A 25163-nucleotide genomic window follows, 5' to 3' on the forward strand; every position below is an offset into this window, starting at 1 on the left:
ATCCCGCGATCGGCGCGGAGATCCTGGGCGAGCACACCGGCGGTCTGCTGGGCATGGCGCGGCGCATCGCGCTGGCGCATCACGAGAAGTGGGACGGCAGCGGCTATCCGGAAGGACTGGCGGGCGACTCGATTCCCATCGAGGCCCGCATCGTCGCCATTGCCGACGTCTTCGACGCGCTGACCAGCATCCGCCCCTACAAGCCGGCCTGGCCGGTCGAGCAAGCGGTGGAGCACCTGCGCGCACAGGCGGGCCGGCACTTCGACCCGGCGCTGGTGGAGCTGTTCGTGTCGGTGCTGCCCAAGGTGGTCGAGGTCAGGGAGCGCTTCCTCGAGGAGGAGTGAGCGAGGCGCTTGCCGCCGGGGCGCGCTTGGGCGGTGACTTCAGGCCGAGCACCTCGGCCCGCGTGGGCAGCTTCGTGCCAAGGAACTCCCACCACTCGTTGTCGCGTCCGTCGACCGGCAGGTCCCAGTAGGTGCCGCCGTCAGTGAGCTTGCGAAGGCGGAAGAACTCGAAGGCGCCCGTGGTGGGATGCACCCGCCCGTACAGGTCGCCAACCGTCCCGAGGCGATCGGCGCTCCAGAACTTCAGATCGAGCACCTGCGTGGCGACCCGACGCGCGGCGTCGATCTGCTTCGCTTTGACCAGTGCCTCGTAGATGGCCGGCCAGTGCGCGCTGAGGCGGGTATGGAACAACCCGTCTCCGCTGATCAGCCCGACCATGTACACGCCCTGTTTGACGCCTGGGTAGGGATCCTCCCGGAGAGAGGCCATCAAGGCCGAGCCCCCCAGATGGGCCTCGAACGGACGCATGGCATCCGGTGCAGGCCTGCGCATCGTGATCTCGTCCGTCAGTGTGCCGGCCAGGGTGATCACGAAATCGTCGTGTCGATGTCCTCCCCGGATTCGCTCCAGCTTCAGTTCCTTCAGCTGCTCGCCCAGCAAATCGTCCGACGAGAGCTCCGGGCCCTTCATGCGTTTGAATCGCTGCCGCTCCGTCTGCCGGAGGTAGTTCAGCGATCGATAGACCAGTGGCCGATCGATGGAGTGGTAGATCGGGCCGTTCTGAACGCCGCGCGTCGGGTAACCATGGATCATGAATTCACCCTTGACCACGACGAAACGCGTGCCTGCTGTCCGAGGGGCCGTCGGCAAGGGGTCTTTCAGCAGGTTGGCCTCAAGGGAATAGCTGGGGATGGGCGCGCCAGCAGTGGGCTTGCGCTGGCTGTCGACGAACACGTCGGCATCGAACGTCGCCAGGGCCAGTCCGGCGGGTGGTAGGTGGATGAGCCGCTTCGGTAGCAGCACCTTGCCCGGAAAGCGATGGCCGGACCGGCGCTGGGTGAAGACCAGCGCCGACGCGCGGGTCGGATACATCGCCTCCTCCGCGCACGCCAACGTCGTCAAGGCCACGCGGGACGAGATCAGCGTGTAGGAGCAGCGATCGTCCCCCAAGGCCCAACTGGGCGTGCGTGCCTCGTCCGAGTCCACCGCCTGCGCGAGCACGGCGGCGGGCAACAACAGCAAGGCGGCGATCCATCGGCGGCACGGGGCCGGTCTCGGTGAATAGGATGTGGCGGGGCGAACGACGGAAGACATGCGGAACTCCAACCCTCCGAGGAATGAAGGGCCGAACGATTCTTCGAGCGCCATCTGCGCCGCTCAATGCCACGGCCCTGCGCGCGCCGCGGTCGCGACCGGCGACGTCAGGCGCGCGGCGCCCCATCCCGGTCGTGTCGCCCGCGCCGCGGTTATGACCGTCCCTCAGAAGGTGATGATCGCAAACCCCGGTCCTGCGGCGCGGGCGGCGCGGCGCCGGAATAATGCGCGCCCATGGTGCTGAACTTCATCTGGATCGGGTTCTTCCTGATCGGCTTCGCGGTCGCCGTCGTGCGTCTGTTCCAGGGCGACACGACCATCTTCACGCAGGTGTTGACGGGAATCTTCGACACGGCCAAGACCGGTTTCGACATCTCGCTGGGTCTGGTCGGCGTGATGAGCCTGTGGCTGGGCCTGATGAAGGTCGGCGAAAACGCCGGCGTGATCCAGCTCTTCGCGCGCGCGATGGGGCCCTTCTTCGGGAAGATCTTCCCCGGCGTGCCGCGCGGCCATCCGGCGGGCGGCTCGATGGTGATGAACTTCTCGGCCAACATGCTCGGCCTGGACAACGCCGCCACGCCGCTGGGCCTGAAGGCGATGAAGGAGCTGCAGGACCTGAACCCGCAGAAGGACACCGCGTCCAACGCGATGATCATGTTCCTGGTGCTGAACACCGCCGGCATCACGCTCATCCCGACCTCGGTGATCGCGATCCGCCAGGCCATGGCGGTGGACCAGGGCCTGGTGGGATTCAACGCCGCCGACATCTTCCTGCCCACGCTGATCGCGACCTTCATCTCCTTCATGTCCGGCCTGATCGCCGTGGCCTGGGTGCAGCGCATCAACCTGTTCAGCGCGCCGGTGCTGGCCTTCGTCGGCGGCTTCATCGCGATCATGGGCGGCGTCTTCGCCTGGCTGCACAGCTACCCGCCCGACGTCATGTCCAAACTGATCGGCCTGCTGGGCAGCGGCGTGATCCTCAGCATCATCGTGATGTTCATCGCGGTGGGCGCGTGGCGTCGCATCAACGTCTACGAGGCTTTCGTCGAGGGCGCCAAGGAGGGCTTCGGCGTCGCGGTGCAGATCATTCCCTACCTGATCGCGATCCTGGTGGCGATCTCGGTGTTCCGCACGACGGGCTGCATGGACTTCCTGGTGCGCGGCATCGCGCTGGGCGTGGGCGCGCTGGGCCTGCCGACGGACTTCGTGCCTGCGCTGCCCATCGGGCTGATGAAGACGCTGTCGGGCAGCGGCGCGCGCGGCCTGATGGTGGACGTGCTCAAGACCTACGGCGTGGACAGCTTCGAGGGCAAGCTGGCCGCGATCATCCAGGGCTCCACCGAGACGACGTTCTACGTGCTGGCCGTGTACTTCGGCAGCGTCAACATCAAGAAGACCCGCTACGCGCTGACCTGCGGACTGTTCGCGGATCTGGCCGGGCTGGTCGGCGCGATCGTGGTGGGGTACTGGTTCTTCAAGTGACGCGGCGCAGCCGGACGCTCACTCGGGCGGCAGGTCGGTGCCCAGGTATTGCCAGTGGCTGCTGTTCGTCGCGTTGGCCGGAAGCGGCTCGTACTTCCCTTCGCCGTCCCGCGCGACCAGCTTGAAGTACTCGACGGTCCAGTTCCCGCGTCCGTCGACGTCGCGTGAGCGTACGAAGACATCGCCGGTCTTGCCGCCCTCGCGGTCGGCAGGCCAGCTCTTGAGCTTCAGCCCGCGCAGCACGTCGCGTCTCGCGGGGAGCTCCGTGCCGAGGTATTCAAGGTGTGTGAAGTCCACCGCGGCCCTTGGTGGCTCGAGGCCGGTGTCCAAACGGTCCCTGATCTGCCTGAAGAACGCCACTTGCGGTCGGCGCGAATCGTCGTCACCCACATAGAAGGCATGGACGTGCAATGCGCCGATAGGGGAGGATGTGCCGATGCGCGATCGGAACCGTGTGCCATAGGCGAGCTGCATGGCCATCTCGTACGAGGCCTGTAGCCCGCCAATGTCTCTCACCGTGCCATAGATCCACCGCAGGTCATCGTCGGACACCGGCGCCGCCCCGGCGTTCACGCCGTCCGACTCGATGCGCCACTCCCCGACATCGCTCTCGTGCAGATAGGAGGCCGGACGCGGCATGCCGTCGTCGATCGCTCCTCCATTCAAGAACAAGAGGCCGAGCTTCCCGAGCCAATGCCCAGGTGCACGCTCCGAGTTCGCCGCCTCACGGACATGCAGCGTCTGCTGATCGAAGCGGCGCTTCAAATTCTGCGTGTCGTTGTTCACCTCAAATTGTGTGAGGAACGCGCAGTACCCGGTGGTCAGAACGATGCTGCTGCCGATCAGCATGCCGGAGCAGTGCTCGTTTCCGACCGCCCAGGGAGGCGCGGTGTCCGTCGGCGGCGGATTGTCCGCGTTGACGGTCGCGAAGCTGGTGGTGATGGAGCACGCCGCGCCCAGACCGGCGCACAAGGTCAAGAAAGGTCTCAATGTCATGACAGGGTCAGGTCTTGCGCCACCGCGACGGCGGTGGCAAGCGCGGCCTGAGTCATCGAACGTTCAGGCCCGCGACGCGCCTGGCCGACACCCTTCACTCCACCCGGTTCCGCCCGTTCGCCTTCGCGCGATAGAGCGCCTCGTCCGCTCGCGCGAGCAGCGCGTCCAGGCCGACATCCCCCGCCTGCGTCCAGGCCACGCCGATGCTGGCCGAGCACGGCGGGATTCCCGGCGCCGGCTCATGCGCCGCCAGCGCCGCGCGGATGCGCTCCGCCGAGGCGCGCGCCGCTTCCGGCGTGGTCGAGGGCAACAGGATCACGAACTCCTCGCCGCCATAGCGGCCCAGCCGGTCGTTCAGGCGCATCTCCTCGCGCATCGCAGCCACCGCCTCCGCCAGCACGCGGTCGCCGATCAGGTGGCCGTGACGGTCATTGATCTGCTTGAAGTGGTCGATGTCCAGCAGCAGCAGCGACAGCGGTTGGCCGTAGCGCAGCCAGCGGGCGAACTCATCCTCCCCCGCCTGCAGCACCGCGCGGCGCGTGAGCGCGCCGGTGAGCGCGTCCCGCGTGGCGAGCAGCTCGAACTCCTCGCGCACTCGCTCGCTGGCCATCAGCAGCACGCCCACGCTGAGCAGCAGCACGCAGAAGCAGTAGCTCGCGATGTAGGCCGTCTGCACCGTCGTCATGGCGAAGCGCGAGGACGCCGCCCCGTCGACCCAGACCGCCGCCACCCCACGCAACACCAGCACCAACGCCTGCAGCAGCAGGGTCACCGCCACCAGCCGCGCGGCGAAACCGCGGCCTTCGCGCAGCAGCAGCCGCGCATGCGCGAGCACGCAGGCGCTCATGGTCGCGGTGAACACGAGCAGGCGGATGCGGTAATCGGGATGGATCAGGAACCAGGTCAGCACCGCCAGCGAGGCCAGCGCGATGCCGCCCCAGAAGCGCCAGGTCGCGCGCCGGCCGTGGAAGCGCTGCGTACCGAAGTAGAAGAGCCCGCAGCCGGTGAGCAGCAGTGCATTGCCGGTCTGCGCGATGACGAAGTCCGGCGCCAAGCCTTGCATGGCGTAGACGCCGGCCGCGGCCGCGCAGGTCATCGGCGCCAGCGCCCAGGGCAGCAGACCGCGGATGCCGGCCGGATAGTTGCGGCGCACGCCGAGCAGCACCGCGCCCAGGACCGCCGCCATCAGCGCGGTCATGATGGTGATCGAGCGAGGATCCAGGGACGACTGCATGAGGCCGGCAGTGTAGGCGGGCCAAGACACGTCTTGGTGACCGTCACCTGCCGATCAGGACCCGCCCGGCGTTCGTCAAGGCTTGAACTTCGGCTCGCGAGCAGGGATGTCCACGCCCAGATAGGTCCAATGTCTGCTGTGGGTCCGGTTGACCGGCAGGGCGCCGTATTTGCCGTCGGGGTCGAGCTCGGCCAACTCGAAGTACTCGACCCCGCCGGTCATCGAGTCCACCCGGACGAAGACATCTCCGACCTCGGCAGACTCGTCGTCTGCGGACCAGGTCGACACACGGGCCAACGCCTGTGCGCGCGTAGGCAGCGATGTGCCAAGGTACTCCCATCCATTTCCGTCACGGGAATCCGAAGGCAGGTCGGCGTGACGTCCCTGCTCGTCAAGACTCACGAGTCGATAAAACTCGACGTCGCCGGACCTCGGATTTTCGTGAGGAAAGATGCAGCCCACGCATCCGCGACGATCGAACTCGTCGACGCTCATTCGCTCCGGCGCAAGCGCGGCCGCGATCGGCGCCGCATAGTCCCGTCGACCGAACCTGCTCCGCTCCCACGGATTGAGGACGCGCTTGGCCAACATCAGCGCCTGATCTCGAGCCCCTTGCTTCATCAGGGTGTCGTAGACCCACGGCCAGAAGAGGCTGGCGCGGGCGTGCACTTCATGGCCGGATGCCACGCCGACAAACCATTCGTGCCCTAACAGATGGCGTCCAAAGAGGCCGGAGCCGCTGTCTCCGGCAAAGATGGGGGGAACCTCTCGCCGAGCCGCCTTGGGACCGGGCGTCACCACGAACACGGCGTCGTCGACGTCCCGATCCTCCAGATGCAATCCGGGTGATTGAGCGCTGCCACTGAAGATCACCGACCGCAGGTTCTCGTTGAAGATCGTCGACCCTGCGGATGTCACGTTGGGCATCTGCTCACGGATGGCGCGAATCCCGCGATATACCAAGGGCTGGTCCTTCGAATCCCCGTGGTCAAGATGTCGGAAGTGCGTGATGCGGCGCGCCCGGTCCTTGAAGGCATCGTGTGTTGAATGATCGCGAGCGTAGAACGTCAGCGGACTGCCACGCCTCAGCATAAGTTCCTCGCGCCAGTAAGACGGCACCAGGGCCGGCACTTTGGCCATCGGCTGGTCCAGGATGACGACGCTGAAGTCCCCGAACGGTCCGAACTGACGCTCGGGATTGAACTGAGTGCCGTAGAACAGTTGCCGATCCGCACGCCGAAAAAAGCCGGTCCGGCCGTTATTGCTAGGGCAATGCGCCGCGGTCACGACGACCTTGGGCAGGACCAGCGTCCCTTGGCAGCTAAAGTTTCCGACGGCCCAGACCGGCACCTTCTGGTCGAAGAGTACGGTGCCGTTGTAGGCCGCCTCAACGGGGAGCGGCGAAAGCGCGGAGAAGGCCGCGACGATAGTCGCGGTCAGCAGCTTCAAAGTCATCTCTGTCTCGGGATGGGCACCGCGAAGGCGCGGCACTTGTCAGTGGACTGGCGTCGCCCCCACGCACTGCGCTCCGACTGACGTTCACATCGCCTTGAACAGGTGCACGTAGGCGCGGCTCACCGGCAGCTCGGTGGCATGGCCGCGGATGCGGACGAAGAGCCGGCTCAGCTCGTCGCGCCGCGTGCTGGCGACGTGATCCAGATTCACGATGGTCGAGCGATGCACCTGCCAGAAGCGCTCGCCGTCGAGTTGCGCGGCGAGCTCGTGGATGGGCGTGCGGATCAGATACTCCGTGGTCGCGGTCTGGACGCAGGTGTACTTGTCGTCAGCGCGGAAGAACATCACCTCGCCCACCGGCACCTGATGCGTCACGTCGCCCTGCGTAGCCCGCACCCAACGCATCAAGGCCGGACGCGCGCCGCCCTCGCCAGCCGTGGACTGAGCCCGCTGAAGCCGTTGCAACGCCGCCAGCAGAGGCGCATCGCCGTCGTTGTCGGCACCGGTCTTCGCCAACGCGCGCCGGATGCGTTCCGCCGTTCGGCCCAGCCGATCGGTCTCCACCGGCTTGAGCACGTAATCGATGGCCTCCTGCTCGAAGGCCTGCACCGCGTACTGGTCGTAGGCAGTGACGAAGACCACGCGGGTCGCGCCCTCGATGCCCTCGGCCACTTCCAGCCCGGTCAGGCCCGGCATCTGGATGTCCAGGAAGGCCAGATCTGGTTGCAAAGCCGCGATGCGCTCGGCGGCCTCCTGGCCGTTGCGGGCGACGTGGACGATCCTCAGCTCGGGCCAGACCGCCTCCAGCTGCGCGGCCAGGGCGCGGGCCAGATGCGGCTCGTCGTCGGCGATCAGGGCGGTGGGGGCGGCGGTCGAGGCGATCGAAGCGGTCATGGAAGTCGATGCGGTCATGGTCGTGAAGGCGATGGGATGGCGGCGGGTTCAGGCGTCGACCGGCACGCGCAGGGTGGCGCGGCAACCCGGGTCGGCGGCCGTCAGGGTGAGCGAGGCACGGTCGCCGTACTGCGTCATCAGGCGCTCCCGGATGTTGTCGAGCGCGATGCCGTTGCCGCCGCGGCGCGAGGCGCCAGGGCCCACGCCGTCATCGCGCACCTCGACGACCAACATGCCGTCGCGCAGCACCGCGTCCACGCGCACCGTGCCGCCTTCGATCTTGGGCTCCAGGCCGTGATGGACCGCGTTCTCCACCAGCGGTTGCAGCAGCATCGGCGGCAGCGCGACGCCGCGGGCGTCGGCGTCGGCGTGGATCTCGAAGCGCAACCGGTCTTCCATCCGCGTCTGAAGCACCGTCAGGTAGGCCTCGGCCAGCGCCAGCTCGTCGTCGAGCGGACCGCTCTCGCGCCGCAGGCCGCCGAGCGACGCTCGCAGATAGGCGGTGAACGCGCCCAGCATCGCCTTGGCCTTGGGCGCGTCGTAGTCGATCAGCGAGTGCACGTTGGCCAGGGTGTTGAACAGGAAGTGGGGCTCGATCTGGCCTTGAAGCAGGCGCAGCTGGGCTTCGGTGGCGCGGCGCTCGGCGACCAGCTCGCGGTTCTTGGCCGCGAACCAGAAGTGCATCAGCACCGTCAGGATCATCCCGATCAAGGCCGTGATGCCGAGGATCCGCCCGCCATGGGCCCAGTCCATTTGCATCCAGCTCCGCATGCCGGCCAGCCACATGCCCGGCACCCAGCCGATCGCCACGCCGACCAGCGGCATGCCCGAGAAGAACATGGTCCGCGCCCAGCGCGGCCAGGTCAGGATGCGTTCCCGGCCGCCGACCAGCGGGATCAGGATCGAGAACATCGTATGGATGACGACGCCGATGGTCACGCACACGATCAGGTTGCGCCCGTACCAGCGCATCCAGGAGCCCAGGTTGAACCAGTCCTCGAAGGACCGCGCGTTCATCACGAAGCCCAGCAGGGTGAAGCCCACCGCCAGCCCGGCCGAGAACAGCAGCGTCCAGACCCATTGCAGCCATTCCGGGCCGCTGGGCATCGCTTCGCTGCTGATCCACGAATGCCAGGAGGCGCGCAGCCGGCGGGCGTCGCGCCAGAGGGGGAGCTTGGTATCGGGACTCATGCGGCGCAGTGTAGGGACGGCAGGTGGCGGCCCCGGGGCGGGAAACGACGGATGGCGAGCCGGCGTCGCGGATCGACAGCCATCGGCGTGCGCGGCGTTTCGTGCGCGCCCCGCCGCCCGCATGCCGGTGTCACTCCCTCGTCCGCTTGCCGGTGTTACTCCCTCACCCGCTTGCCGGTGTTACTCCCTCGCCCGCTTGCCGCTGCTGCTTCCTCGCCTGCTTGCCGCTGCTGCTTCCTCGCCTGCTTGCCGATGTTGCTCCCTCGCCCGCTTGCGGGAGAGGGCGGGGGAGAGGGTCTTTCTCCGCAGTCCTCCATCCTCCTGGTGTCCAATAGCCCGCAAACGCCGTCCGGCGACCCTTTGCCGGCAACCGCCAGGGAGACATCCGATGAGCTACATCCTGCTGATCAACGAACCCGTGGGCCAACGCGAAGCCCGCACACTGGAGGAAGGTCAGGCCGCCTACGCCGCGATGACCGCCTACGCCGAGCAGCTCGCCTCGCAAGGCTTGTTGCACGGCGCGCAGTCGCTGCAGTCGGTCAACGGCGCGACGCGCGTGACCAAGCGCGCCGGCCGCGTGGCCACCATCGACGGCCCCTTCGCCGAGGCCAAGGAGATGGTGGGCGGCTTCTTCTGGCTGAACGTCAAGACCCGCGAGGAGGCGCTCGCCATCGCTCGCGAGTGCCCGGCGGCCGAGTGGTGCGAGGTGGAGGTGCGCTCGATGGTGCCCTGCTTCGAGGAATCGAAGGCCGCGGCCAAGGGCTGATCCGGGAGCATCAGCAGCGCCGTTTTCCGGCCGCTGTCGAAATCGACCGTCCTGCATCGTCGTCCCGATGAAGCCTCCGCTCGCGGGGCATGATCGTCGGAGGGCTCGATGTCTTCATCTCGACCGACTGCGGCAGGGCGCCGGGCCGGGCGCACCCCATTACGGGCGTCCAGCGGCCCGCCCTGGCCGTACGATCGCGCGCATGACCGAGGACATCCATCGCGCGATCACCACCACTTGGCGGCAGGAGTCGGCCAAGATCATCGGCGCCCTGACTCGCCTGATGCGCGACGTCGCGCTGGCCGAGGAGCTGGCCCAGGACGCGCTGATCGCGGCGCTCGAGACCTGGCCGGAACAAGGGCTGCCCGACAAGCCGGCCGCCTGGCTGATGACCACGGCCAAGCATCGGGCGCTGGACCGGCTGCGGCATGTGAAGCTCAGCGGCGAGAAGCTGGAGCAGCTGGGTCATGAGCTCGACGCCCGCGAGGCCATGATCGTGCCGGACTTCGTCGACAGCCTTGACGACGACCGCGCCGCGCGCGAGATCGGCGACGACGTGCTGCGGCTGATGTTCTGCGCCTGCCACCCGGTGTTGTCGCTGGAGGCGCGGGTCGCGCTGACGCTGAAGATGGTGGCGGGCTTCACGACCGGCGAGATCGCGCGGGCCTATCTGCAATCAGAGCCCACGGTGGCGCAGCGGCTGGTCCGCGCCAAGCGCACCCTGGGCGAGGCCAAGGTCCCCTTCGAACTGCCGCTGGGCGCGCAACTGACCGAGCGCCTGGGCTCGGTGCTGGAGGTCATCTACCTGATCTTCAACGAGGGCTACACGGCCACCAGCGGCGAGCAGTGGATCCGCCAGGACCTGTGCGACGAGGCGCTGCGGCTGGCCCGCATGCTGGTACGGCTGGCGCCGCGGGAGTCCGAGGTGCTGGGCCTGCTCGCGCTGCTCGAACTGCAGGCCTCGCGATCGGCGGCGCGCGTCGATGCGCAGGGACAGCCGGTACTGCTGCTGGAGCAGGACCGCGAGCGCTGGGATGCGGCGGCGATCGCGCGCGGGCTGGAAGCGCTGGAGATGGCGGACCGACTGGCCGCCGAAGCCGGCGCGGCGCTGGGACAGGAGCCGCAGGTCGGGCCGTATGCGCTGCAGGCGGCGATCGCGGCCTGCCATGCGCGGGCGCGCCGGGCGGACGACACGGATTGGAAGCGCATCGCGGCGATCTACGAGGAGCTGGTCGATCGCATCCCGTCGCCGGTGATCGAGCTCAACCGCGCGGTCGCGCTGGCGATGGCCTATGGGCCGGCGGTGGGGCTGGACCTGGTCGACCAGTTGATGGACGAGCCGGCGCTCAAGCAGTACCACTGGCTGCCGAGCGTGCGAGCGGATCTGCTGGCCAAGCTGGGCCGCAATGCCGAAGCGAAAGAGGAGTTCGAGCGCGCCGCGTCGATGACCGCCAATGAGCGGGAGAAAGAGCTGCTGCTCAAGCGGGCGAGGGAGCAGGGGCACTGAGGCCCCTGCGGGTCAGAACAGCTCGACACCGGCACGCTCGGCGGCGGCGCGAAGCCCCTTGTCAGTCGTCGCGAGCACCGCCTTCTTCTCGATCGCCATGTCGAGGTAGAGCGCGTCGTAGCCCTGGACGTTGTGGTCGATTGCAAGCTCCACGTGCTCAGGGAGTGGAGCTCTTTCGTCGGCCAGATCGACCTGATAGCTGTCGATCACCCAGGCATAGGCCTGAATGGTGTCTTCGGTCCAGCCTTGAGCACGACCGCGCTTCAGCAAAGCATAAGCGCACTCCGCGTCGAAGACGTACGGCGCGACCAGCTCCACCTCTTCGTTCGCGGAGGCATCAGCGAGTCGGTCGGCGTACTGATGCAGCGACTCCTTATCCTTCTCAAGAAGCAGCCATCCGAGGGCCACGTTGGGGTCAACGACGACTGTCTTCATCGCGGTCCCTTTCTGGCCAAGACGTCATGTCACCGCCACCGGGCGGCGGCTCCAGGAGATGCGGGTACTTCAGATACAGCGCCAGCAACTGTTCGGGGAAGTCATGGGCCATGAAGCCCTTCCGACGCCGCTCGGCCGGCGACCGGGGAGGACGAGCGTCTCGCAGCCGGATCTTGCGGTTGAGCGACTCGAGTTTCCAACGAGCGGTCTCAGAGTACGGTCCCGGGATCACATCAAAGGCGTCGAGTCGTTTTCCTGGCTCGACCTTGATCGGCGGAGGGATGATGTGACGCGCGCTGGATGCGCATTCAACAAGGGTGGTCATGAAGCCTCCTTACAGGCTTGGTCAACGGGAAGGCATTGAGTCTAGGCACTCACTTGACCACCTCCGCATGCACGAATCTGCATTTCTCCGCGTGTGGCGAATCCTCACAACCCCGATGAACACGGCCATCCCGGCCGTCCATCGCTCAGAACCGGTGACTCGATTCAGTCAGGCGCGTCGCCCTCGCCCTCGCTCTCGTCGGTGAGCCACGCGCCCTCGATCGCGGCGCCCTGACGCTCGCGTTTGGCTGCGTACATCGCCGCGTCGCTGCGCGCCATCAGCGTCTCCAGCGTGTCGCCGTCCTGGCGCTGCGCGGCGCCGATGCTGATGCTGACCCGCAGCCCGTCCGACACCGTCGTCCAGTCATGCTTGCGTACCGCCTCGTCCAGACGTCGGCAGGCCGCCTGCGCGATCTCCTCGCTCGCGCCGCGCAGCAGCAGCACGAACTCGTCGCCGGCCAGGCGCGCCGCGATGTCGTGCTCCCGCACGTGCTGGCGCATCAACCGCGCGATCTGGCTCAGCACCTGATCGCCGACCAGATGCGAGTGCCGGTCGTTGACCTGCTTGAAGTGGTCAACGTCGATCAGCGCCAGGCTCACCACCCCGCCCGCCTTCAGCTGCGCGCGGGCATGCGCCTCGAAGCTGCGCCGGTTGGCCAGACCCGTCAGCGGATCCTCCATCGACAGCTTCTCCAGCCGCTGCGCCTCGTCCGCCAGCTGCGCCCGATCGCGCTCGCTGCGGCGCGCGTCCAGCTGCCATTGCACCGCCTCCTCGCGGCTGGCGAGGCTGGCGATCCGCACCCGCGTCTCGCGCTCGCGCAGCGCGCGCATGCGCTGCAGAGCGCGCTGCGGCTGGCCCTGCTGTTCCTCGATCTGGCTGGCGATCAGCTCGCCCAGTTGCGCCAGCGGCTCGTGCTGCACCGCGTCCGCCTGCATCACCAGCTGCGATGCCGCGCGCCGCGCCTGCGGCCACAAGCGGCGCGCCCAGGCGAGCTCCGTCTGCACCCAGCCGGCCAGCGCGGCCAGCCAGTGCCGTTCCTGCTCGGGCAGCAGCGTCAGCGCCTGCTGCAATTCCGGCTGCGCGAGCGCCGACGCGCCCTTCCAGATCTGCGCCAGCGTCTGCATCAGCGTCCACCAGCACTGCGACTCCGCGCCGCCCTCGGGCAGCAGATGACGCGCATTGATCAGGTGTCCTTCCAGCGCGCCCAGCGGCGGCAGCTGGCCGCGCTGCTCGCGCTCGCCGGCGTAGGCCAGCAGCGTCCCCATCGCCAGCCACAGGCAGGCGCCGAGCGGGCTCAGCCGCGGCTTGCAGGCATTGGCCGCGTCCGCGGCCTGCCGCAATACCTCCGCCGCCTTGTCGAAATTGCGCGCCCACACGTGGCAGGCGCCCAGGTCCTGCAGCGCCACCACCAGCGCCGCGCCATCGCCGCGCAGCTGCGCCAGGCGCAGGCCGAGCAAGGCCGCCTCGATCGCTTCCTCGTGATGGCCGGCGAAGGACGCGCTGTGCGCCAGCACCGACAGCGCGCCCGCCTCGCCCGAGGCGTCGCCCAGTTGCCGGAACAGCCGCGCCGCCAGCTCGCTGCGGCCGCGCGCGTCGCCGGGGCGATGCAGCGCGCGATCGCAGCGCGCCAGGTGCAGCAGCGCCTGCGCTTGCGCGGCCAGGTCCTGCTGCTCCAGGGCCAGCAGCAGCCATTCCTCGCCCGGCGCTTGCGCGGCGGCGGCGTCGCCGGACTGCAGCGCGGCGCGGGCGATCTGGGAGAGGTGATGCAGGTCCAAGGGGTCGAACAAAGGCTGACGCGGAAGATGAGGGGGACCCGGTCTCGGCAAGCGACGATCCGAAGGGTGTCGCGCCGCAGGCCCTCTCAGGACGTCGAGACGTCCGGAGTCGCAGAGGATAGCGGCAACAGCCGCGGACTCAGCAGCTCGGCCAGCCATTGCATGAAGACATGGACGCGCCGCGGCAACTGACGCCGGTGCGGATAGAGCAGATGCACCGGCATCGGCGCGGCCAGGAAGTCGGGCAGCAGCTCGCGCAACCGGCCGTCCAGCACCTCCCGCTCCAGCCCGTGACGCGGCACCTGGATGATCCCCAGCCCCGCCAGACAGGCCGCCGTGTAGGCGCCGGAGTCGCTCACCGTCAGCGTGCCCGACATCGGCAGGAAATGCGTCACGCCGGCCGCGTCGCGCCACTCGAAGCCCGGGCAGCGCTGGCCCAGCGTCGTCGCGTACTGGACCAGCCGGTGGGTGGCCAGGTCTTCCAGCGTGCGCGGCTCGCCGTGGCGGGCGAGGTACTCGACGCTGGCGAGGTTGACCATCTCCATCGCGCCCAGCGGCCGAGCCACCAGCGTCGAGTCGCTCAGCGGCCCGACGCGCAAGACGCAGTCGAAGCCCTCGCGGACCAGGTCGACGCGGCGGTCGGTGCTGCTGAGCTCCAGCTCCAGCGCCGGATGCGCGGCCAGGAATTCCGGCAGGCGCGGCATGACCACGTCATGCGCGACCCGCATCGGCATGTCGACTCGAAGGCGGCCGCGCAGCCCGCTGGCCGCCGGCTGGAACAGCGTCTGCATGTCGTCGAGGTCGGCGAGCAGGTCCTTGCAGCGCTCGTAGCAGGCCTGGCCGTCCTGCGTCAGCTGCACGCGGCGCGTCGTGCGATGGAACAGCCGCGTCCCCAGGCTGGCCTCCAGCCGCTGCACCGCGGTGGAGGCGCTGGCCTTGGGCAGGCCCAGGCTCTGCGCCGCCTGCGTGAAGCTGGCCAGCTCGGCCACGCGGACGAAGACCTGCAGGGTCTCGATCGAGGGCAGGGGCGGCGCGTAGGTCATGCTGTCATCGCTCATTTGTTCATCCTGAACGAACGGTCAAATCGTTCCAAGGCAATTTATACGCCAAGACGCGATCAATAGACTGCCTTCCATCGCAACCCGACCTCACCAGGATCCGTCATGAGCACCACGCCCCCCTCCTCCGCTTCCGCGTCCCGCATCGTCCTGATCACCGGCGGCAGCCGCGGCCTGGGCCGCAACGCCGCGCTGCACTTGGCGCGTCGCGGCGTCGACAGCGTCATCACCTACCGCAGCCGCGCCGACGAGGCCCAAGCGGTGGTCGACGAGATCCGCGGCCTGGGCGCCCACGCCGCCGCACTTCAGCTGGATACGGGCGACAGCGCCTCCTTCCCCGCTTTCGCCGAGGCCCTGCGCGGCGCGCTGCGCCAGCACTGGCAGCGCGACCGCATCGATCACCTGGTCAACAACGCCGGGATCGGCGCTCACGCGAGCATCGCCGAGACGACCGAGGCGCAGTTCGACGAGCTGATGCGCGTCCACCTGAAGGGACCGTTCTTCCTGACGCAGACGCTGCTGCCGCTGATCCGCGACGGCGGCAGCATCCTGAACGTCTCCAGCGGTCTGGCCCGCTTCGCCCTCCCGGGTTACGGCGCCTACGCGACGATGAAGGGCGGCGTCGAAGTCATGAGCCGCTACATGGCCAAGGAATTCGGTGCGCGCGGCATCCGCGTCAACACGCTGGCGCCCGGCGCGATCGAGACCGACTTCGGCCATGGCGCCGTGCGCGACAACGCCGAGGTCAATCGGATGGTGGCGTCGGTCACCGCGCTGGGCCGCGCGGGCCTGCCGGACGACATCGGCCCGGTCGTGGCCTCGCTGCTGGCCGACGACAACCACTGGATCACCGCGCAGCGCATCGAGGCGTCGGGCGGGATGTTCGTCTGAGCCTAGGCCTTGGGCGCCGACGGCGCGGGTTGCCCCGCCTGACGCGCCTCGGCGCGCTCGCGGCGCTTGAAGCGCCGCCGCGCGTTGAGCCCGCGCAGCGCCAGCACCAGACGCTCGCGCCAGGCCGGCTCGACCACGCGGATGCCGCCGTGGAACTGGTACTTCGCCCGCACGCGCGTTTCCTTGCAGCCGTACTTGGCCAGCAGGCGACGGGCGTCGTTCATCGGATTGGCATCCGGGTTGTTCTTGTAGAGGTCCCCGCCGCCGACCGGACGGGTGTGCCACACCGGGGTGGCGTCGATCACCGCGATGCGGTGGCCGTCGGCGTTCTCGATCAGCGTGGGCCAGACGAAGTCCAGGCCCCAGCCGATGCGGCTCTCATGGAAGGTGGCGCGGCAGCGGCGCATCGCATCGCGCGAGAACAGCGGCGCCATCACCTCGACGAAGCCCATGTAGCGCAGCAGATAGCCGGGATGGCGCAGCAGCGTGTCGAAGGTGAAGTAGGACTCGCGGGTCAGCGCCGGCTGCGCGAGTTGCAGGCCGTGGCCGTGGAAGAGGTCGAACATGCGCGAGACGGTTGCGGTGTCGACCGAGAGGTCGTCGTCGGGCAGCCAGATGGCGTCGTAGGCCTCGACCAGTTCGGGATGCTCGTCCAGCAGCTCGGCGATGCAGGGCCACTTGGGACCGCGGCGCGCCTCGTAGAGGTCGCTGCCGTCGCGGTACAGGTCCGGCACGGTGCCGTAATAGGAGACCAGCAGGTCGAAGTTGCGATCGGCGCTCGCGATCCATTGAGAGTGCAGCGAGCGGTCGCCCGCGCGCAGGATCACGAGGTTTCGACGGGGACGGGTGGGGAGGGTCAGCATCGGGGTCAAGGTCTGCGCATGCACGGCGATCGCCGCGCGACATCCGCGCATTCGAGCCGCAGAGCGTATCGCCGATATCGCCGTCTAGTACATGAACTGACACTTTTGGAGGCAAAAGTATCAGAGATGACTCATTGACCCCCTCAAATAAGGGGTGACGTTTCGCAGGGGGAACTTGGGCTGGCTGGGGCGCTCTGGTGTGCGGCGGCCCTCACCCCAACCCCTCTCCCACTTCATGGGAGAGGGGCTCCGATTCGCCGCTGTATGGAGCCAATGCCGTATGGAGCCCCTCTCCCGCTGCGCGGGAGAGGGGTTGGGGTGAGGGCCGGTGCAGTCAGCGAGCCCCATCAGGCTCCCCGCAAGCCCTCAATGCCCCCCGCCCAGATAAGCCGCCTTCACCGCCGGATCCGTCCGCAGCTTCTCCGCCGGCCCATGCAGCGAGATCCTGCCGTTCTCCAGCACGTACCCGTAATCCGCCACCGCCAGCGCCGCGGCCGCGAACTGCTCCACCAGCAGCATGGTCACGCCCTGCCCCTTGAGCCGCTCGATGATGCGAAACACCTCGTCCACCAGGATCGGCGCCAACCCCATCGACGGTTCATCCAACAGCACGACCTCGGGATTGAGCATCGTCGCCCGCGCCATCGCCAGCATCTGCTGCTCCCCGCCGGACAGCGTCCCCGCCAGCTGCTGACGCCGCTCCTTCAAGCGCGGGAACAGCTCCATCGCCCGTTCCAGATCCGCGGCCACATCCCCCTTGGGCCTCGCCCCCGTGTAGCGCGGAAACGCCCCCAGCCTCAGGTTGTCCGTCACGCTCATCGTCGCGAACACCCGCCGGCCCTCCGGCGAATGCGCCAGCCCCAGCCGCGCGATGTGATACGACTCCAACCCGTCGATGCGCTTGCCGTTGAGCGTGATCTCCCCCGACGTGGGCGCGATCATCCCGGACACCGCGCGCATGGTCGTCGTCTTGCCCGCCCCGTTGGAGCCGATCAGCGTCACGACCTTGCCCTTGGGCACTTCCACCGAGATGCCGTGCAGCACCTCGACCTTGCCGTAGCCGGCCTGCAGCTTGTCGATCTTCAGCATGTCGTCGCGCCCTCCTCAACCCGCCTGGCCGCCGAGGTAGGCCTCGATCACCTTGGGATCGGCCTGCACCTGCGCCGGCTTGCCCTCGGCGATCTTCTGGCCGAAGTCCAGCACCGACACCGTGTCGCAGATGCCCATCACCACGTCCATGTGGTGCTCGATCAGGATCACCGTGACGCCGTGGTCGCGGATCTTGCCGATGATGCGCATCAGCTCCTTGATGTCGGGCGCGGTCAGCCCCGCCGCCGGCTCGTCCAGCAGCAGCAGCTGCGGATCCAGCGCCAACGCGCGCGCGATCTCGAGCAGCCGCTGCTTGCCGTACGGCAGGTTGCGCGCCTCCTCGAAGGCCAGGTCGGCCAGGCCGACGAACTCCAGCAGGCTCAGCGCGCGGGCGCGGGCCTTGGCGTCCTCCGCGTTGTAGCGCGGCGAGTGCAGCGCCACCTGCAGCAGATTCGCGCCGAAGCTGTGATGCAGCGCCACCATCACGTTGTGCAGCGCGCTCATCTCGCCGAAGAGCTGCACGTTCTGGAAGGTCCGCGCGATGCCCGACAACGCGATGTCCGAGGACGTGCGCCCCACCAGCGAGCGCGCGCCGAATTTCAGATCGCCCGCGGTCGGCACGTAGATGCCGGTGAGCACGTTCATCATCGTGCTCTTGCCTGAGCCGTTCGGCCCGATCAGGCCGTGCACCGTGCCGCGCCGCACCTGCAGGTCGACGTTGTTCAGCGCTTTCAGGCCGCCGAACTGCATCAGGACGCCGCGCGCGTCGATCAGCACCTCGGCCGAGCCGCGGCCCGCGTCCGCCTCGGCAATCGCGTCGGCGGGCTTGCGGCTCACCGGGCCGCCCTCGCCCACGGGCTTGGCCTTGAGGTGCAGCGCGCCGCGCACGAAGCCCACGATGCCGTCCTGCAGGTAGTACACGACGAAGAGCGTGATCAGCCCGAAGATGGACAGCCGCCAGTCGGTCATGGTCTGCAGCACGAAGGACAGCCCCGCCAGCGCGATGCTGCCGATCACCGGAATCGCCGCCTGCGTCGCGCCGATCTTGCCGCGCCGCAGCGCGATCACCGTCACCACCGTCACCAGCACCGCGAAGGCCACCGACACGTAGCGGAACAGCTGCAGGTCGTCGAGCAGCTTGGGCAGCAGCACGATGATCGCGGCGCCCAGCAGCGCGCCGGTGCGGGTCTTGCGGCCGCCCATGATGATGGCCAGCAGGAACATCACCGTGAGCTCGAAGTTGTAGGTGTTGGGCGAGATGTACTGCTCCGAGTAGGCGTACAGCGCGCCGGCCAGCCCCGCCAGTCCGGCGCTGATCACGAAGGCGTAGACCTTGTAGCGGTAGACCGAGACGCCCATGCAGTCCGAGGCCACCGGACTGCCGCGCAGCGCCTCGAAGGCCCGGCCCAGGTGGGATCGCAAGACCCGGTGCACGAAGACCAGCGACGCGATCAGCAGCACGGCGACCAGCCAGTAGAACTCGGTCTCGTCGAGTTGGTGACCGAGCAGCTTGGGCTTGGTGAGCGTGATGCCCATGGGCCCGTTGGTCAGGAAGTCCATCTCGTTGATCAGGATCTGGATGATGGTGCCGAAGGCCAGGGTCACCATCGCCAGATACGGGCCGGTCACGCGCAGCGCCGGCAGCGCCAGCAGCGCGCCGAAACCCGCGGTGACGCCCACCGCGACGGGCAGCGTCACCAGCACCCAGAGGTTGAACTTGGTGATCAGCACGCCGGCCGTGTAGGCGCCGATGCCGAACAGACCCGCATGGCCCAGCGACACCTGCCCGGTGTAGCCCACCACGATGTCCAGGCCGAACAGCACGATCGCGTAGATCATGATGGTCTCGACCAGGTGGATGTAATACGGGTTGCCGGAGACCAGCGGGAAGGCGAACAGCGCGATCACCGCGAGGATCGCGCCGACCGCCTTCTTCGGATCGATGCGGGGACGCGCGGCGATCGGGCTCGCGGTGGCCGTGGACGACGACGAGGAGGAGTTGGAGGACGTGGTGCTCATGTCGTCAGACCTTCTTGATCGCGGTCTTGCCGAACAGGCCGGCCGGCTTGAGCGCCAGCACGATCAGCAGCAGCACCAGGCCCGGCACGTCCTTGTAGCCGGTGGAGAGATAGAAGCCGGTGGTGGTCTCGGCGATGCCCAGGATGATCCCGCCGACGATGATGCCCATGCCCGAGGTCAGCCCGCCGATGATGGCCACGGCGAAAGCCTTCAAGCCCAGCACCGCGCCCATGGTCGCTCCCGTGAGCGTGAGCGGCGCGATCAGCACGCCGGCGAAGGCCGCGGTCAGCGAGGACAGCGCGTAGGAGAAGGTGATCACCATCCCGGTGTTGATGCCCATGAGCTTGGCGGCGTCGCGGTCGTTGAAGGTCGCGACGACCGCGCGCCCGTAGATCGAGCGCCGGTTGAACAGCTCCACCGCCAGCATCATCAGCAGCGCGCCGACGACCACGAGGATCTCCATCGGCAGCACGTTGGCGCCGAGGAACTTGATCGGGGCTTCCGGCAGCGGGGAAGGGAACTTCAGGTCGTCGCGGCCCCAGACGTTCTCGGCCACGTTCTTGAAGATGATGCCCAGCGCGATGGTGGACATGATCCAGCCGAACTCCGACTTGATCTTGATGGCGGGCCGCACGCCGATGCGCTCGACGAAGGCGCCCTGCAGCGCGCCGAACAGGCACACCAGCGGGACCATGAGCCAGTAGTTGACGCCGTGTCCGACGAGGGTCAGGCCCACCAAGGCGCCCAGCATCAGCGCGTCGCCCTGGCCGAAGTTCAGGGTGTCGGAGGTCGAGAAGGTCAGCTGGTAGCCGAAGGCGATGACCGCGTAGATCATGCCGAGCGCAATGCCGCTGAACACCAGTTGGGTCAGGATCTGCATACGAATCCGGTACTGCTGGAGGGAGAGGAGGCGCCGCCACCGCGGCGGCGCCCGGAAAGACGTCCGAAAAAACGGCCGCTCGCGGCGGCCGTTTCCGGGGTCACTTCTTCTGGGTCAGGGCGCCCTTGGCGTTGACGTCCTTGACGCGCACCTCGGAGGCCTTCTTGAAGTCCTCCGGATAGGCGTAGACCACGCGCTGGCCCTTGACCTCGCCGAACACCGGGATGTTGGCGGTGATGGCCTCGTGGTCGGTCTTGGAGAAGGGCTTGTTGTAGGTGGTGACCACGCCGTCCACCGGCGCCTTCAGGTCCTCGAGCGCGGCCTTGATCTTGGGGCCGTCGGTGCTGCCGGCCTGCTTGATCGCGGCGGCCAGTAGGTAGATCGAGTCATAGCCCTGCGCGGCCGACACCGGGGAGTCGATGCGGCTGTTCTTCGGGTTGAAGGTCTTCAGGTAGTTGACGATGAAAGACTGGCGCTTGGGCGTGGTCGGCTCCTGGATGAAGGTCTGCGGCATGCGCGCGCCCTCGCCGCCGGGGCCGGCGTTGTCGATGTAGTTGGCCATGGACAGCGTCCAACTGCCGACCATGGGGACCTTCCATCCCAGCTTGGTCATGCCGTTGGCGATCTGCGCGAGTTCAGGGCCGATGCCGTAGGTCAGGATGGCCTCGGCGCCGGCCTCCTTGGCCTTGAGCAGCTGGGCCGTCATGTCGACGTCCTTGATGTTGAACTTCTCGACGGCGACCGGCTTGATGCCCTTGAGCTCCAGCGCCTTCTCCAGATCCTGGCGGCCGAGTTGGCCGTAGTTGGTGGAGTCCGCGAGAATCGCGACCTTCTTGAAGCCGCGGCGGGTGATGGCTTCCTCGACGATCATCGGCGCCTGGATGGAGTCGTGGGCGGCGTTACGGAAGACGTAGTTGTCGGGCTGGTCCTTGAACTGCTGGGTGATGACGGAGCCGGTGGCCACGTTGTTCATCACCGGGATCTTGGCGTCCTGATAGAAGCGCTGGGCCGCGAGGGCGACGCCGGTGTTGATGAAGCCGACGGTGGCGACGACCTTCTCGCGGTTGATCATCTCCTGGGCGATCTGGACGCCGCGTTCGTTCTTGGCCTCGTCGTCGCGTTCGACGAGCTGGATCTGGCGGCCCAAGACCCCGCCGCTCTTGTTGATTTCCTCGGTCGCCAATCGCACGCCGTCACGCATGCTGACGCCCATGGAGGAGGAGCCGCCGGTGAAGGGGCCGGCGACGCCGATCTTGATCGGGTCGGCCGCGAGGGCGGAAAGGCTGGCGGCGGCCAGTACGGAAGCGGTCATCCAACGCGCGCTGAACTTCATGTTTGTCTCCGTAGATCTTGGTCACGTGGGGGTCGGAAGCCAACCCGAGAGCGTCGGTACAACAAACAGCCGGACGCCCGGCGTCAGCCTTCTCGGAACATGGTGCATCAAGCACCGGGAAATGCACGCATGCGACTACGTACTCGGAAACCCCGAGCGGCGTATTCAGCCTGGTGTCAGGTAGGTGGACGGGGCGAGGCGCTCATTCGAGAGCCCTCTTCGGGTGGCTAGACTGGCTGGCTCAAATTGCATTGGCTCTACTTGCTCAGCATGACGGCATGACCGCTCGAGAGCTGATGCGCGCGCTAGAACTCGAGTCCGTTGAGGCCTTGCAGATCTGGATCAAACGTCTGCTTGCCATCGACCTCGTTCAAAGCTCGGGGCGGACACAGGCGGTGCGCTACTACGTCGACCCAGGAACGCTGCGCAGCCTGAGCTTCGTCGGCGCAACGACGCTGCAGCGTATAGAACCTCATCGCCTGCTGGCCCTGCTTCTAGAGGACATTCAACGCTATCCAGCATCAGCGATCGGCGAGATTCATGGGCGCGTTGGTCTGGAGATTCCACGCTCTCGAATTCGGCGCAGCGTTTCTCAGCTCGTGCAAGATGGACGGATCGTTTCCTCTGGGCAGCGAAAGGGCACGCGGTACAGCTTGCCCTGATTTGGCTCAAATCCGGCCGAATCGGAGTCGCGTGAACCAAAAATCAACTGTAGTTTTCTGTTGAGATGGCGCTAAGCCGTTATCTCGTAATACGTTTTCTTTGGCTCGACGTCAGACATATCCGCCTCGCCTTCAACTCCGGTTGAGCCAAACCTTAGGCTGATGCGCTCGTCGTGCGCGCCCGCAGCGTCCACGCCGCCGCAGCCGCAACCGCCAGCAGCGCCAGCGCATAGCCGGCCAGCGCGCCCCATCCGCTGTGGTCCCAGAACCAGCCGCCCATCGCGCCCAGCGTGCTGGAGCCGATGTAATACGCCAGCAGGTACAGCGAGGCCGCATGCCCTTTGCTGCGCCCGCCCAGCGCGCCGACCCAGGCGCTGCTCACCGAGTGCGCGACGAAGAAGCCGATCGTCAGCAGCACGATGCCCAGGATCACCGCCGGCAGCCAGGTCGACAGGCTGAGCAGCACACCAGTGATCGCCAGCGCGATGCCCGTGAGCAGCGCCGGCGCGCGGCCGAAGCGGTCCGACAGCGTGCCCGCCGCCGTCGAGGCCGCGATGCCGAAGAGGTAGGCGCAGAAGATCAGTCCGATGGCGCTCTGGCTGAGCGAGAACGGCGGCCGCATCAGCCGGAAGCCGGCGTAGTTGTAGACCGCGACGAACATGCCCATCATCAGAAAGCCCATCGCGAACAGCAGCGGCAGCGAGCGATGCGTCAGATGGCCGCGCCAGGCCGCCACATGCTCCGACAGCTTCACCCCGCTGCGCCGCACGAAGTGCTTGGACGGCGGGAGCAGGAACCAGAAGCCGATCGCCGCCGCCAGCCCGATCACGCTGACGACGAACAGCGCGGGACGCCATCCGAAGTGGTCGCTGAGCAGGCTCACGCCGACGCGGCCCATCATCCCGCCGAAGGCCGTGCCGCCGACGTACTGCCCCATCGCGCGGCCCAGGCCGCCGGCGTCGATCTCCTCGGCCAGATAAGCCATCGCGACCGCTGGGACGCCGCCCAGGACGAGGCCCTCGACCGCGCGCGCGATCAGCATCGCGTGCCAGCTGGGCACGACCGAGGCGATCAGGTTCAGCAGCGCCGCCATCAGCATGGAGCCGAACATCAGGCGGCGCCGGTCCATGCTCTCGGACAGCGCGCCCGCGCAGAGGATCGCGAAGGCGAGCGCGCCGGTGGCCAGGGACAGCGACAGCGCGCTCGCGGCGGCGCCGACGTGGAACTCGGCGGCGAAGAGCGGCAGCAGCGGCTGCACGCTGTAGAGCAGCGAGAAGGTCGTGAAGCCGGCGAGGAAGAGCGCGAAGGTGATGCGCCGATAGGCCGGCGTGCCCGGCCGGGCGTGGTCCGACGGGGACGCGGACATCAGCGTCGGCCGAACATCATCTGCCCCGCCAGCGCGCGCTTGAGCGGCGGCAGCGCCTGCAGCGCCGCCAGGCCCAGGCCGCGCGCGGCCGGCAGGCCCGGCCAGCGCCAGGCGAAGGTGCGGGCCAGGAAGTCGGTAGTGACGATGGTGGTCCAGCGGTCCGGCGCGCGCTGCCATTCGACGCGTCGCAAGGCGGCGTCGACCCGCGGATCGCGTCGCAGCGCGTCCACCAGCGCGAAGGCGTCGCGCAGGCCCAGGTTCAGGCCCTGCCCGGCCACCGGATGCAGCGTCTGCGCCGCATTGCCGATGCGGATGCGCCGGCCTTCGACCAGGGTGCGCTCGGCGTTCAGGCCCAGCGTGAAGCACTTGAGCGGGGAGATCGCCTCCAGCTTGCCGACGCGCGCCGGCAGGTGGTGCTGGATCACGGCGAGGCGCTGCGCGTCGTCGAGCTCGGCGACTTCGTCCTCGTCCTGCGGCTGGCACCAGACCAGCGCGGCGCGGCGCTGACCGTCGCGATCGGGCAGCGGCAGCAGGGCCAGCGGACCGCGGCGGGTGAAGCGCTCGTAGGCGACGCCGGCCGCGCTGCCGGGCGACAGCGTCACCGTGCCCACCCAGGCGTTCTGCTTGTAATCGTGGGTGACCGCCTTGCGGGCCTGGTCGGAGAACACGCCGCCTTCGGCGACCACCGCGAGGTCGTAGCGCTCGGCGATGCCGGCGTCGATCTCGATCTCGTCGGGGCGGTCCTGCTTGATGCCGTCGACCGGTTGGCCGAAGCGGCTGATCAAGCGCCTGGGCTCGCGCGCGCAGGCTTGCTGCCAGGCGGCTTGGAGCGGCGCGACGAGTTGGCCGTAGGCGAGCACCGCGCCGAGTTGCGGGACGCGTTGCTCGGCGGCGGAGATGCTGACCTCGGGCTCGCCGGCGTCGCCGAACCAGGCGCCGGAGAGCGTCGGGGGGGCTTGGCTGACGTGGACCTCGCGGATGGCTTGGGCTTGGGCGGCGGGCCAGACGCGCAGGCGTTGGAGCAGCTGCACGCTGCCCAGGGAGAGCGCCAGGGTGCGCGGGTCGCCGGAGACGTCGCGCTCGATGGGGCGGGCGTCGAAGAGGCTGATCTGGGCTTGCGGCAGGTAGCGCGCGGCGAGCAGCGCCAGCGCCAGGCCGGCCGGGCCGGCGCCGATGACGGCCAGGCGGAGCGCGGGCGCGGCGGGGTCGAAGACCGGCGCGGAAAGAGAAGGCTGGTCGGTCGCGGCGTGGGAGTGCCCGGCGAGCGGACCGGAATCGTGAGCTTGGGACATGACGTCGACCCGGGAAAGCTGGTGTCGGTCGCGTCAGGCGGCCGGCTGCGG

The 25163-nt window shown here is 68.1% G+C and carries 23 protein-coding genes; 6 read left to right on the forward strand and 17 right to left on the reverse strand.

Annotated features, from left to right (window positions below; translation table 11 throughout):
• A partial coding sequence (locus ABDW59_RS07235) for an HD domain-containing phosphohydrolase (RefSeq protein WP_343628916.1) occupies positions 1-344 on the forward strand: 344 nt, incomplete at its 5' end.
• Here ABDW59_RS07235 and ABDW59_RS07240 read toward each other — a convergent pair.
• On the reverse strand, positions 316-1527 hold the full coding sequence (locus tag ABDW59_RS07240; RefSeq protein ID WP_343628917.1) for a hypothetical protein: 1212 nt from the start codon (positions 1525-1527) through the stop codon (positions 316-318). The two genes, ABDW59_RS07235 and ABDW59_RS07240, sit on opposite strands and share 29 nt — an antisense overlap.
• Before the next feature lie 306 nt (positions 1528-1833).
• On the opposite strand from ABDW59_RS07240, the gene ABDW59_RS07245 reads away from it, so the two are divergent.
• Positions 1834-3081, forward strand: coding sequence for a nucleoside recognition domain-containing protein (locus tag ABDW59_RS07245; protein WP_343628918.1), 1248 nt, complete (start codon positions 1834-1836; stop codon positions 3079-3081).
• 18 nt (positions 3082-3099) lie between these two features.
• Here ABDW59_RS07245 and ABDW59_RS07250 read toward each other — a convergent pair whose 3' ends face one another.
• The 5 genes from ABDW59_RS07250 to ABDW59_RS07270 all read right to left on the reverse strand — a co-directional run bounded on the left by ABDW59_RS07250 (position 3100) and on the right by ABDW59_RS07270 (position 8851).
• A complete protein-coding gene (locus ABDW59_RS07250) occupies positions 3100-4059 on the reverse strand; it encodes a hypothetical protein (protein ID WP_343628919.1) in 960 nt (319 codons plus the stop codon).
• A 112-nt stretch (positions 4060-4171) separates the two neighbouring features.
• Positions 4172-5311 carry a GGDEF domain-containing protein gene (locus ABDW59_RS07255; protein ID WP_343628921.1) on the reverse strand — a complete coding sequence of 380 codons (1140 nt, stop codon included), beginning with the start codon at positions 5309-5311 and terminating at the stop codon, positions 4172-4174.
• A gap of 75 nt (positions 5312-5386) precedes the next feature.
• A complete protein-coding gene (locus ABDW59_RS07260; protein ID WP_343628922.1) occupies positions 5387-6766 on the reverse strand; it encodes a trypsin-like serine protease in 1380 nt (459 codons plus the stop codon).
• 84 nt (positions 6767-6850) lie between these two features.
• The gene (locus ABDW59_RS07265; protein ID WP_343628923.1) at positions 6851-7660 is read right to left on the reverse strand and encodes a LytTR family DNA-binding domain-containing protein; all 810 of its coding nucleotides are present in this window, start codon (positions 7658-7660) and stop codon (positions 6851-6853) included.
• 48 nt (positions 7661-7708) lie between these two features.
• Positions 7709-8851: a histidine kinase gene (locus ABDW59_RS07270; RefSeq protein WP_343628924.1), complete on the reverse strand. Its 1143-nt coding sequence runs from the start codon at positions 8849-8851 to the stop codon at positions 7709-7711.
• 388 nt (positions 8852-9239) lie between these two features.
• Here ABDW59_RS07270 and ABDW59_RS07275 point away from each other — a divergent pair, with 388 nt between their 5' ends.
• A complete protein-coding gene (locus ABDW59_RS07275; RefSeq protein WP_343628925.1) occupies positions 9240-9617 on the forward strand; it encodes a YciI family protein in 378 nt (125 codons plus the stop codon).
• A 202-nt stretch (positions 9618-9819) separates the two neighbouring features.
• Positions 9820-11124, forward strand: a complete 1305-nt coding sequence (locus ABDW59_RS07280) for a DUF6596 domain-containing protein (protein WP_343628926.1) — start codon at positions 9820-9822, stop codon at positions 11122-11124.
• 12 nt (positions 11125-11136) lie between these two features.
• Here ABDW59_RS07280 and ABDW59_RS07285 read toward each other — a convergent pair whose 3' ends face one another.
• The 4 genes from ABDW59_RS07285 to ABDW59_RS07300 all read right to left on the reverse strand — a co-directional run bounded on the left by ABDW59_RS07285 (position 11137) and on the right by ABDW59_RS07300 (position 14717).
• Complete coding sequence (locus ABDW59_RS07285; protein WP_343628927.1) at positions 11137-11559, reverse strand: type II toxin-antitoxin system VapC family toxin; 423 nt, start codon at positions 11557-11559, stop codon at positions 11137-11139.
• On the reverse strand, positions 11540-11884 hold the full coding sequence (locus tag ABDW59_RS07290) for a hypothetical protein (protein ID WP_343628928.1): 345 nt from the start codon (positions 11882-11884) through the stop codon (positions 11540-11542). The genes ABDW59_RS07285 and ABDW59_RS07290 overlap by 20 nt, the downstream gene beginning before the upstream one ends.
• Before the next feature lie 164 nt (positions 11885-12048).
• Positions 12049-13659 (reverse strand): GGDEF domain-containing protein, encoded by a 1611-nt coding sequence (locus ABDW59_RS07295; RefSeq protein ID WP_343628929.1) that lies wholly within the window; start codon positions 13657-13659, stop codon positions 12049-12051.
• Positions 13660-13745: 86 nt separating this feature from the next.
• Entirely contained in the window at positions 13746-14717 is a 972-nt protein-coding gene (locus tag ABDW59_RS07300) for a LysR family transcriptional regulator (RefSeq protein WP_343628930.1), read from the reverse strand.
• A gap of 105 nt (positions 14718-14822) precedes the next feature.
• Between ABDW59_RS07300 and ABDW59_RS07305 the strand changes: the two genes are divergently transcribed.
• Positions 14823-15608 (forward strand): SDR family oxidoreductase, encoded by a 786-nt coding sequence (locus tag ABDW59_RS07305; protein WP_343628931.1) that lies wholly within the window; start codon positions 14823-14825, stop codon positions 15606-15608.
• Positions 15609-15610: 2 nt separating this feature from the next.
• On the opposite strand, the gene ABDW59_RS07310 is transcribed toward ABDW59_RS07305, so the two are convergent.
• The 5 genes from ABDW59_RS07310 to ABDW59_RS07330 form a co-directional block, all read right to left on the reverse strand.
• Positions 15611-16471 carry a DUF707 domain-containing protein gene (locus ABDW59_RS07310; RefSeq protein ID WP_343628932.1) on the reverse strand — a complete coding sequence of 287 codons (861 nt, stop codon included), beginning with the start codon at positions 16469-16471 and terminating at the stop codon, positions 15611-15613.
• Positions 16472-16837: 366 nt separating this feature from the next.
• Positions 16838-17560 carry an ABC transporter ATP-binding protein gene (locus tag ABDW59_RS07315; protein ID WP_343628933.1) on the reverse strand — a complete coding sequence of 241 codons (723 nt, stop codon included), beginning with the start codon at positions 17558-17560 and terminating at the stop codon, positions 16838-16840.
• Between the two features lie 15 nt (positions 17561-17575).
• Complete coding sequence (locus tag ABDW59_RS07320; protein WP_343629117.1) at positions 17576-19504, reverse strand: ATP-binding cassette domain-containing protein; 1929 nt, start codon at positions 19502-19504, stop codon at positions 17576-17578.
• Between the two features lie 79 nt (positions 19505-19583).
• Complete coding sequence (locus ABDW59_RS07325) at positions 19584-20459, reverse strand: branched-chain amino acid ABC transporter permease (protein ID WP_343628934.1); 876 nt, start codon at positions 20457-20459, stop codon at positions 19584-19586.
• A 100-nt stretch (positions 20460-20559) separates the two neighbouring features.
• The gene (locus ABDW59_RS07330) at positions 20560-21771 is read right to left on the reverse strand and encodes an ABC transporter substrate-binding protein (RefSeq protein ID WP_343629119.1); all 1212 of its coding nucleotides are present in this window, start codon (positions 21769-21771) and stop codon (positions 20560-20562) included.
• Between the two features lie 299 nt (positions 21772-22070).
• On the opposite strand from ABDW59_RS07330, the gene ABDW59_RS07335 reads away from it, so the two are divergent.
• A complete protein-coding gene (locus tag ABDW59_RS07335) occupies positions 22071-22454 on the forward strand; it encodes a hypothetical protein (RefSeq protein ID WP_343628935.1) in 384 nt (127 codons plus the stop codon).
• Between the two features lie 154 nt (positions 22455-22608).
• On the opposite strand, the gene ABDW59_RS07340 is transcribed toward ABDW59_RS07335, so the two are convergent.
• Together ABDW59_RS07340 and ABDW59_RS07345 are read right to left on the reverse strand one after the other, a co-directional pair.
• A complete protein-coding gene (locus ABDW59_RS07340; protein WP_343628936.1) occupies positions 22609-23820 on the reverse strand; it encodes an MFS transporter in 1212 nt (403 codons plus the stop codon).
• Positions 23820-25112, reverse strand: a complete 1293-nt coding sequence (locus ABDW59_RS07345; protein ID WP_343628937.1) for an FAD-dependent monooxygenase — start codon at positions 25110-25112, stop codon at positions 23820-23822. The genes ABDW59_RS07340 and ABDW59_RS07345 overlap by 1 nt, the downstream gene beginning before the upstream one ends.
• Between the last annotated feature and the right edge of the window lie 51 nt (positions 25113-25163).

Source organism: Roseateles sp., from assembly GCF_039595295.1.
Classification (GTDB): Bacteria; Pseudomonadota; Gammaproteobacteria; order Burkholderiales; family Burkholderiaceae_C; genus Roseateles.

What these genes read in the sequence shown, in the direction of transcription:
- ABDW59_RS07270 (WP_343628924.1), bottom strand. Translation starts at nt 8,851, where the DNA reads ATGAGTCCCGATACCAAGCTCCCCCTCTGGCGCGACGCCCGCCGGCTG.
- ABDW59_RS07335 (WP_343628935.1), top strand. Translation starts at nt 22,071, where the DNA reads ATGACCGCTCGAGAGCTGATGCGCGCGCTAGAACTCGAGTCCGTTGAG.
- ABDW59_RS07275 (WP_343628925.1), top strand. Translation starts at nt 9,240, where the DNA reads ATGAGCTACATCCTGCTGATCAACGAACCCGTGGGCCAACGCGAAGCC.
- ABDW59_RS07305 (WP_343628931.1), top strand. Translation starts at nt 14,823, where the DNA reads ATGAGCACCACGCCCCCCTCCTCCGCTTCCGCGTCCCGCATCGTCCTG.
- ABDW59_RS07285 (WP_343628927.1), bottom strand. Translation starts at nt 11,559, where the DNA reads ATGAAGACAGTCGTCGTTGACCCCAACGTGGCCCTCGGATGGCTGCTT.
- ABDW59_RS07260 (WP_343628922.1), bottom strand. Translation starts at nt 6,766, where the DNA reads ATGACTTTGAAGCTGCTGACCGCGACTATCGTCGCGGCCTTCTCCGCG.
- ABDW59_RS07265 (WP_343628923.1), bottom strand. Translation starts at nt 7,660, where the DNA reads ATGACCGCTTCGATCGCCTCGACCGCCGCCCCCACCGCCCTGATCGCC.
- ABDW59_RS07345 (WP_343628937.1), bottom strand. Translation starts at nt 25,112, where the DNA reads ATGTCCCAAGCTCACGATTCCGGTCCGCTCGCCGGGCACTCCCACGCC.
- ABDW59_RS07290 (WP_343628928.1), bottom strand. Translation starts at nt 11,884, where the DNA reads ATGACCACCCTTGTTGAATGCGCATCCAGCGCGCGTCACATCATCCCT.
- ABDW59_RS07340 (WP_343628936.1), bottom strand. Translation starts at nt 23,820, where the DNA reads ATGTCCGCGTCCCCGTCGGACCACGCCCGGCCGGGCACGCCGGCCTAT.
- ABDW59_RS07315 (WP_343628933.1), bottom strand. Translation starts at nt 17,560, where the DNA reads ATGCTGAAGATCGACAAGCTGCAGGCCGGCTACGGCAAGGTCGAGGTG.
- ABDW59_RS07280 (WP_343628926.1), top strand. Translation starts at nt 9,820, where the DNA reads ATGACCGAGGACATCCATCGCGCGATCACCACCACTTGGCGGCAGGAG.
- ABDW59_RS07245 (WP_343628918.1), top strand. Translation starts at nt 1,834, where the DNA reads ATGGTGCTGAACTTCATCTGGATCGGGTTCTTCCTGATCGGCTTCGCG.
- ABDW59_RS07330 (WP_343629119.1), bottom strand. Translation starts at nt 21,771, where the DNA reads ATGACCGCTTCCGTACTGGCCGCCGCCAGCCTTTCCGCCCTCGCGGCC.
- ABDW59_RS07325 (WP_343628934.1), bottom strand. Translation starts at nt 20,459, where the DNA reads ATGCAGATCCTGACCCAACTGGTGTTCAGCGGCATTGCGCTCGGCATG.
- ABDW59_RS07300 (WP_343628930.1), bottom strand. Translation starts at nt 14,717, where the DNA reads ATGAGCGATGACAGCATGACCTACGCGCCGCCCCTGCCCTCGATCGAG.
- ABDW59_RS07310 (WP_343628932.1), bottom strand. Translation starts at nt 16,471, where the DNA reads ATGCTGACCCTCCCCACCCGTCCCCGTCGAAACCTCGTGATCCTGCGC.
- ABDW59_RS07255 (WP_343628921.1), bottom strand. Translation starts at nt 5,311, where the DNA reads ATGCAGTCGTCCCTGGATCCTCGCTCGATCACCATCATGACCGCGCTG.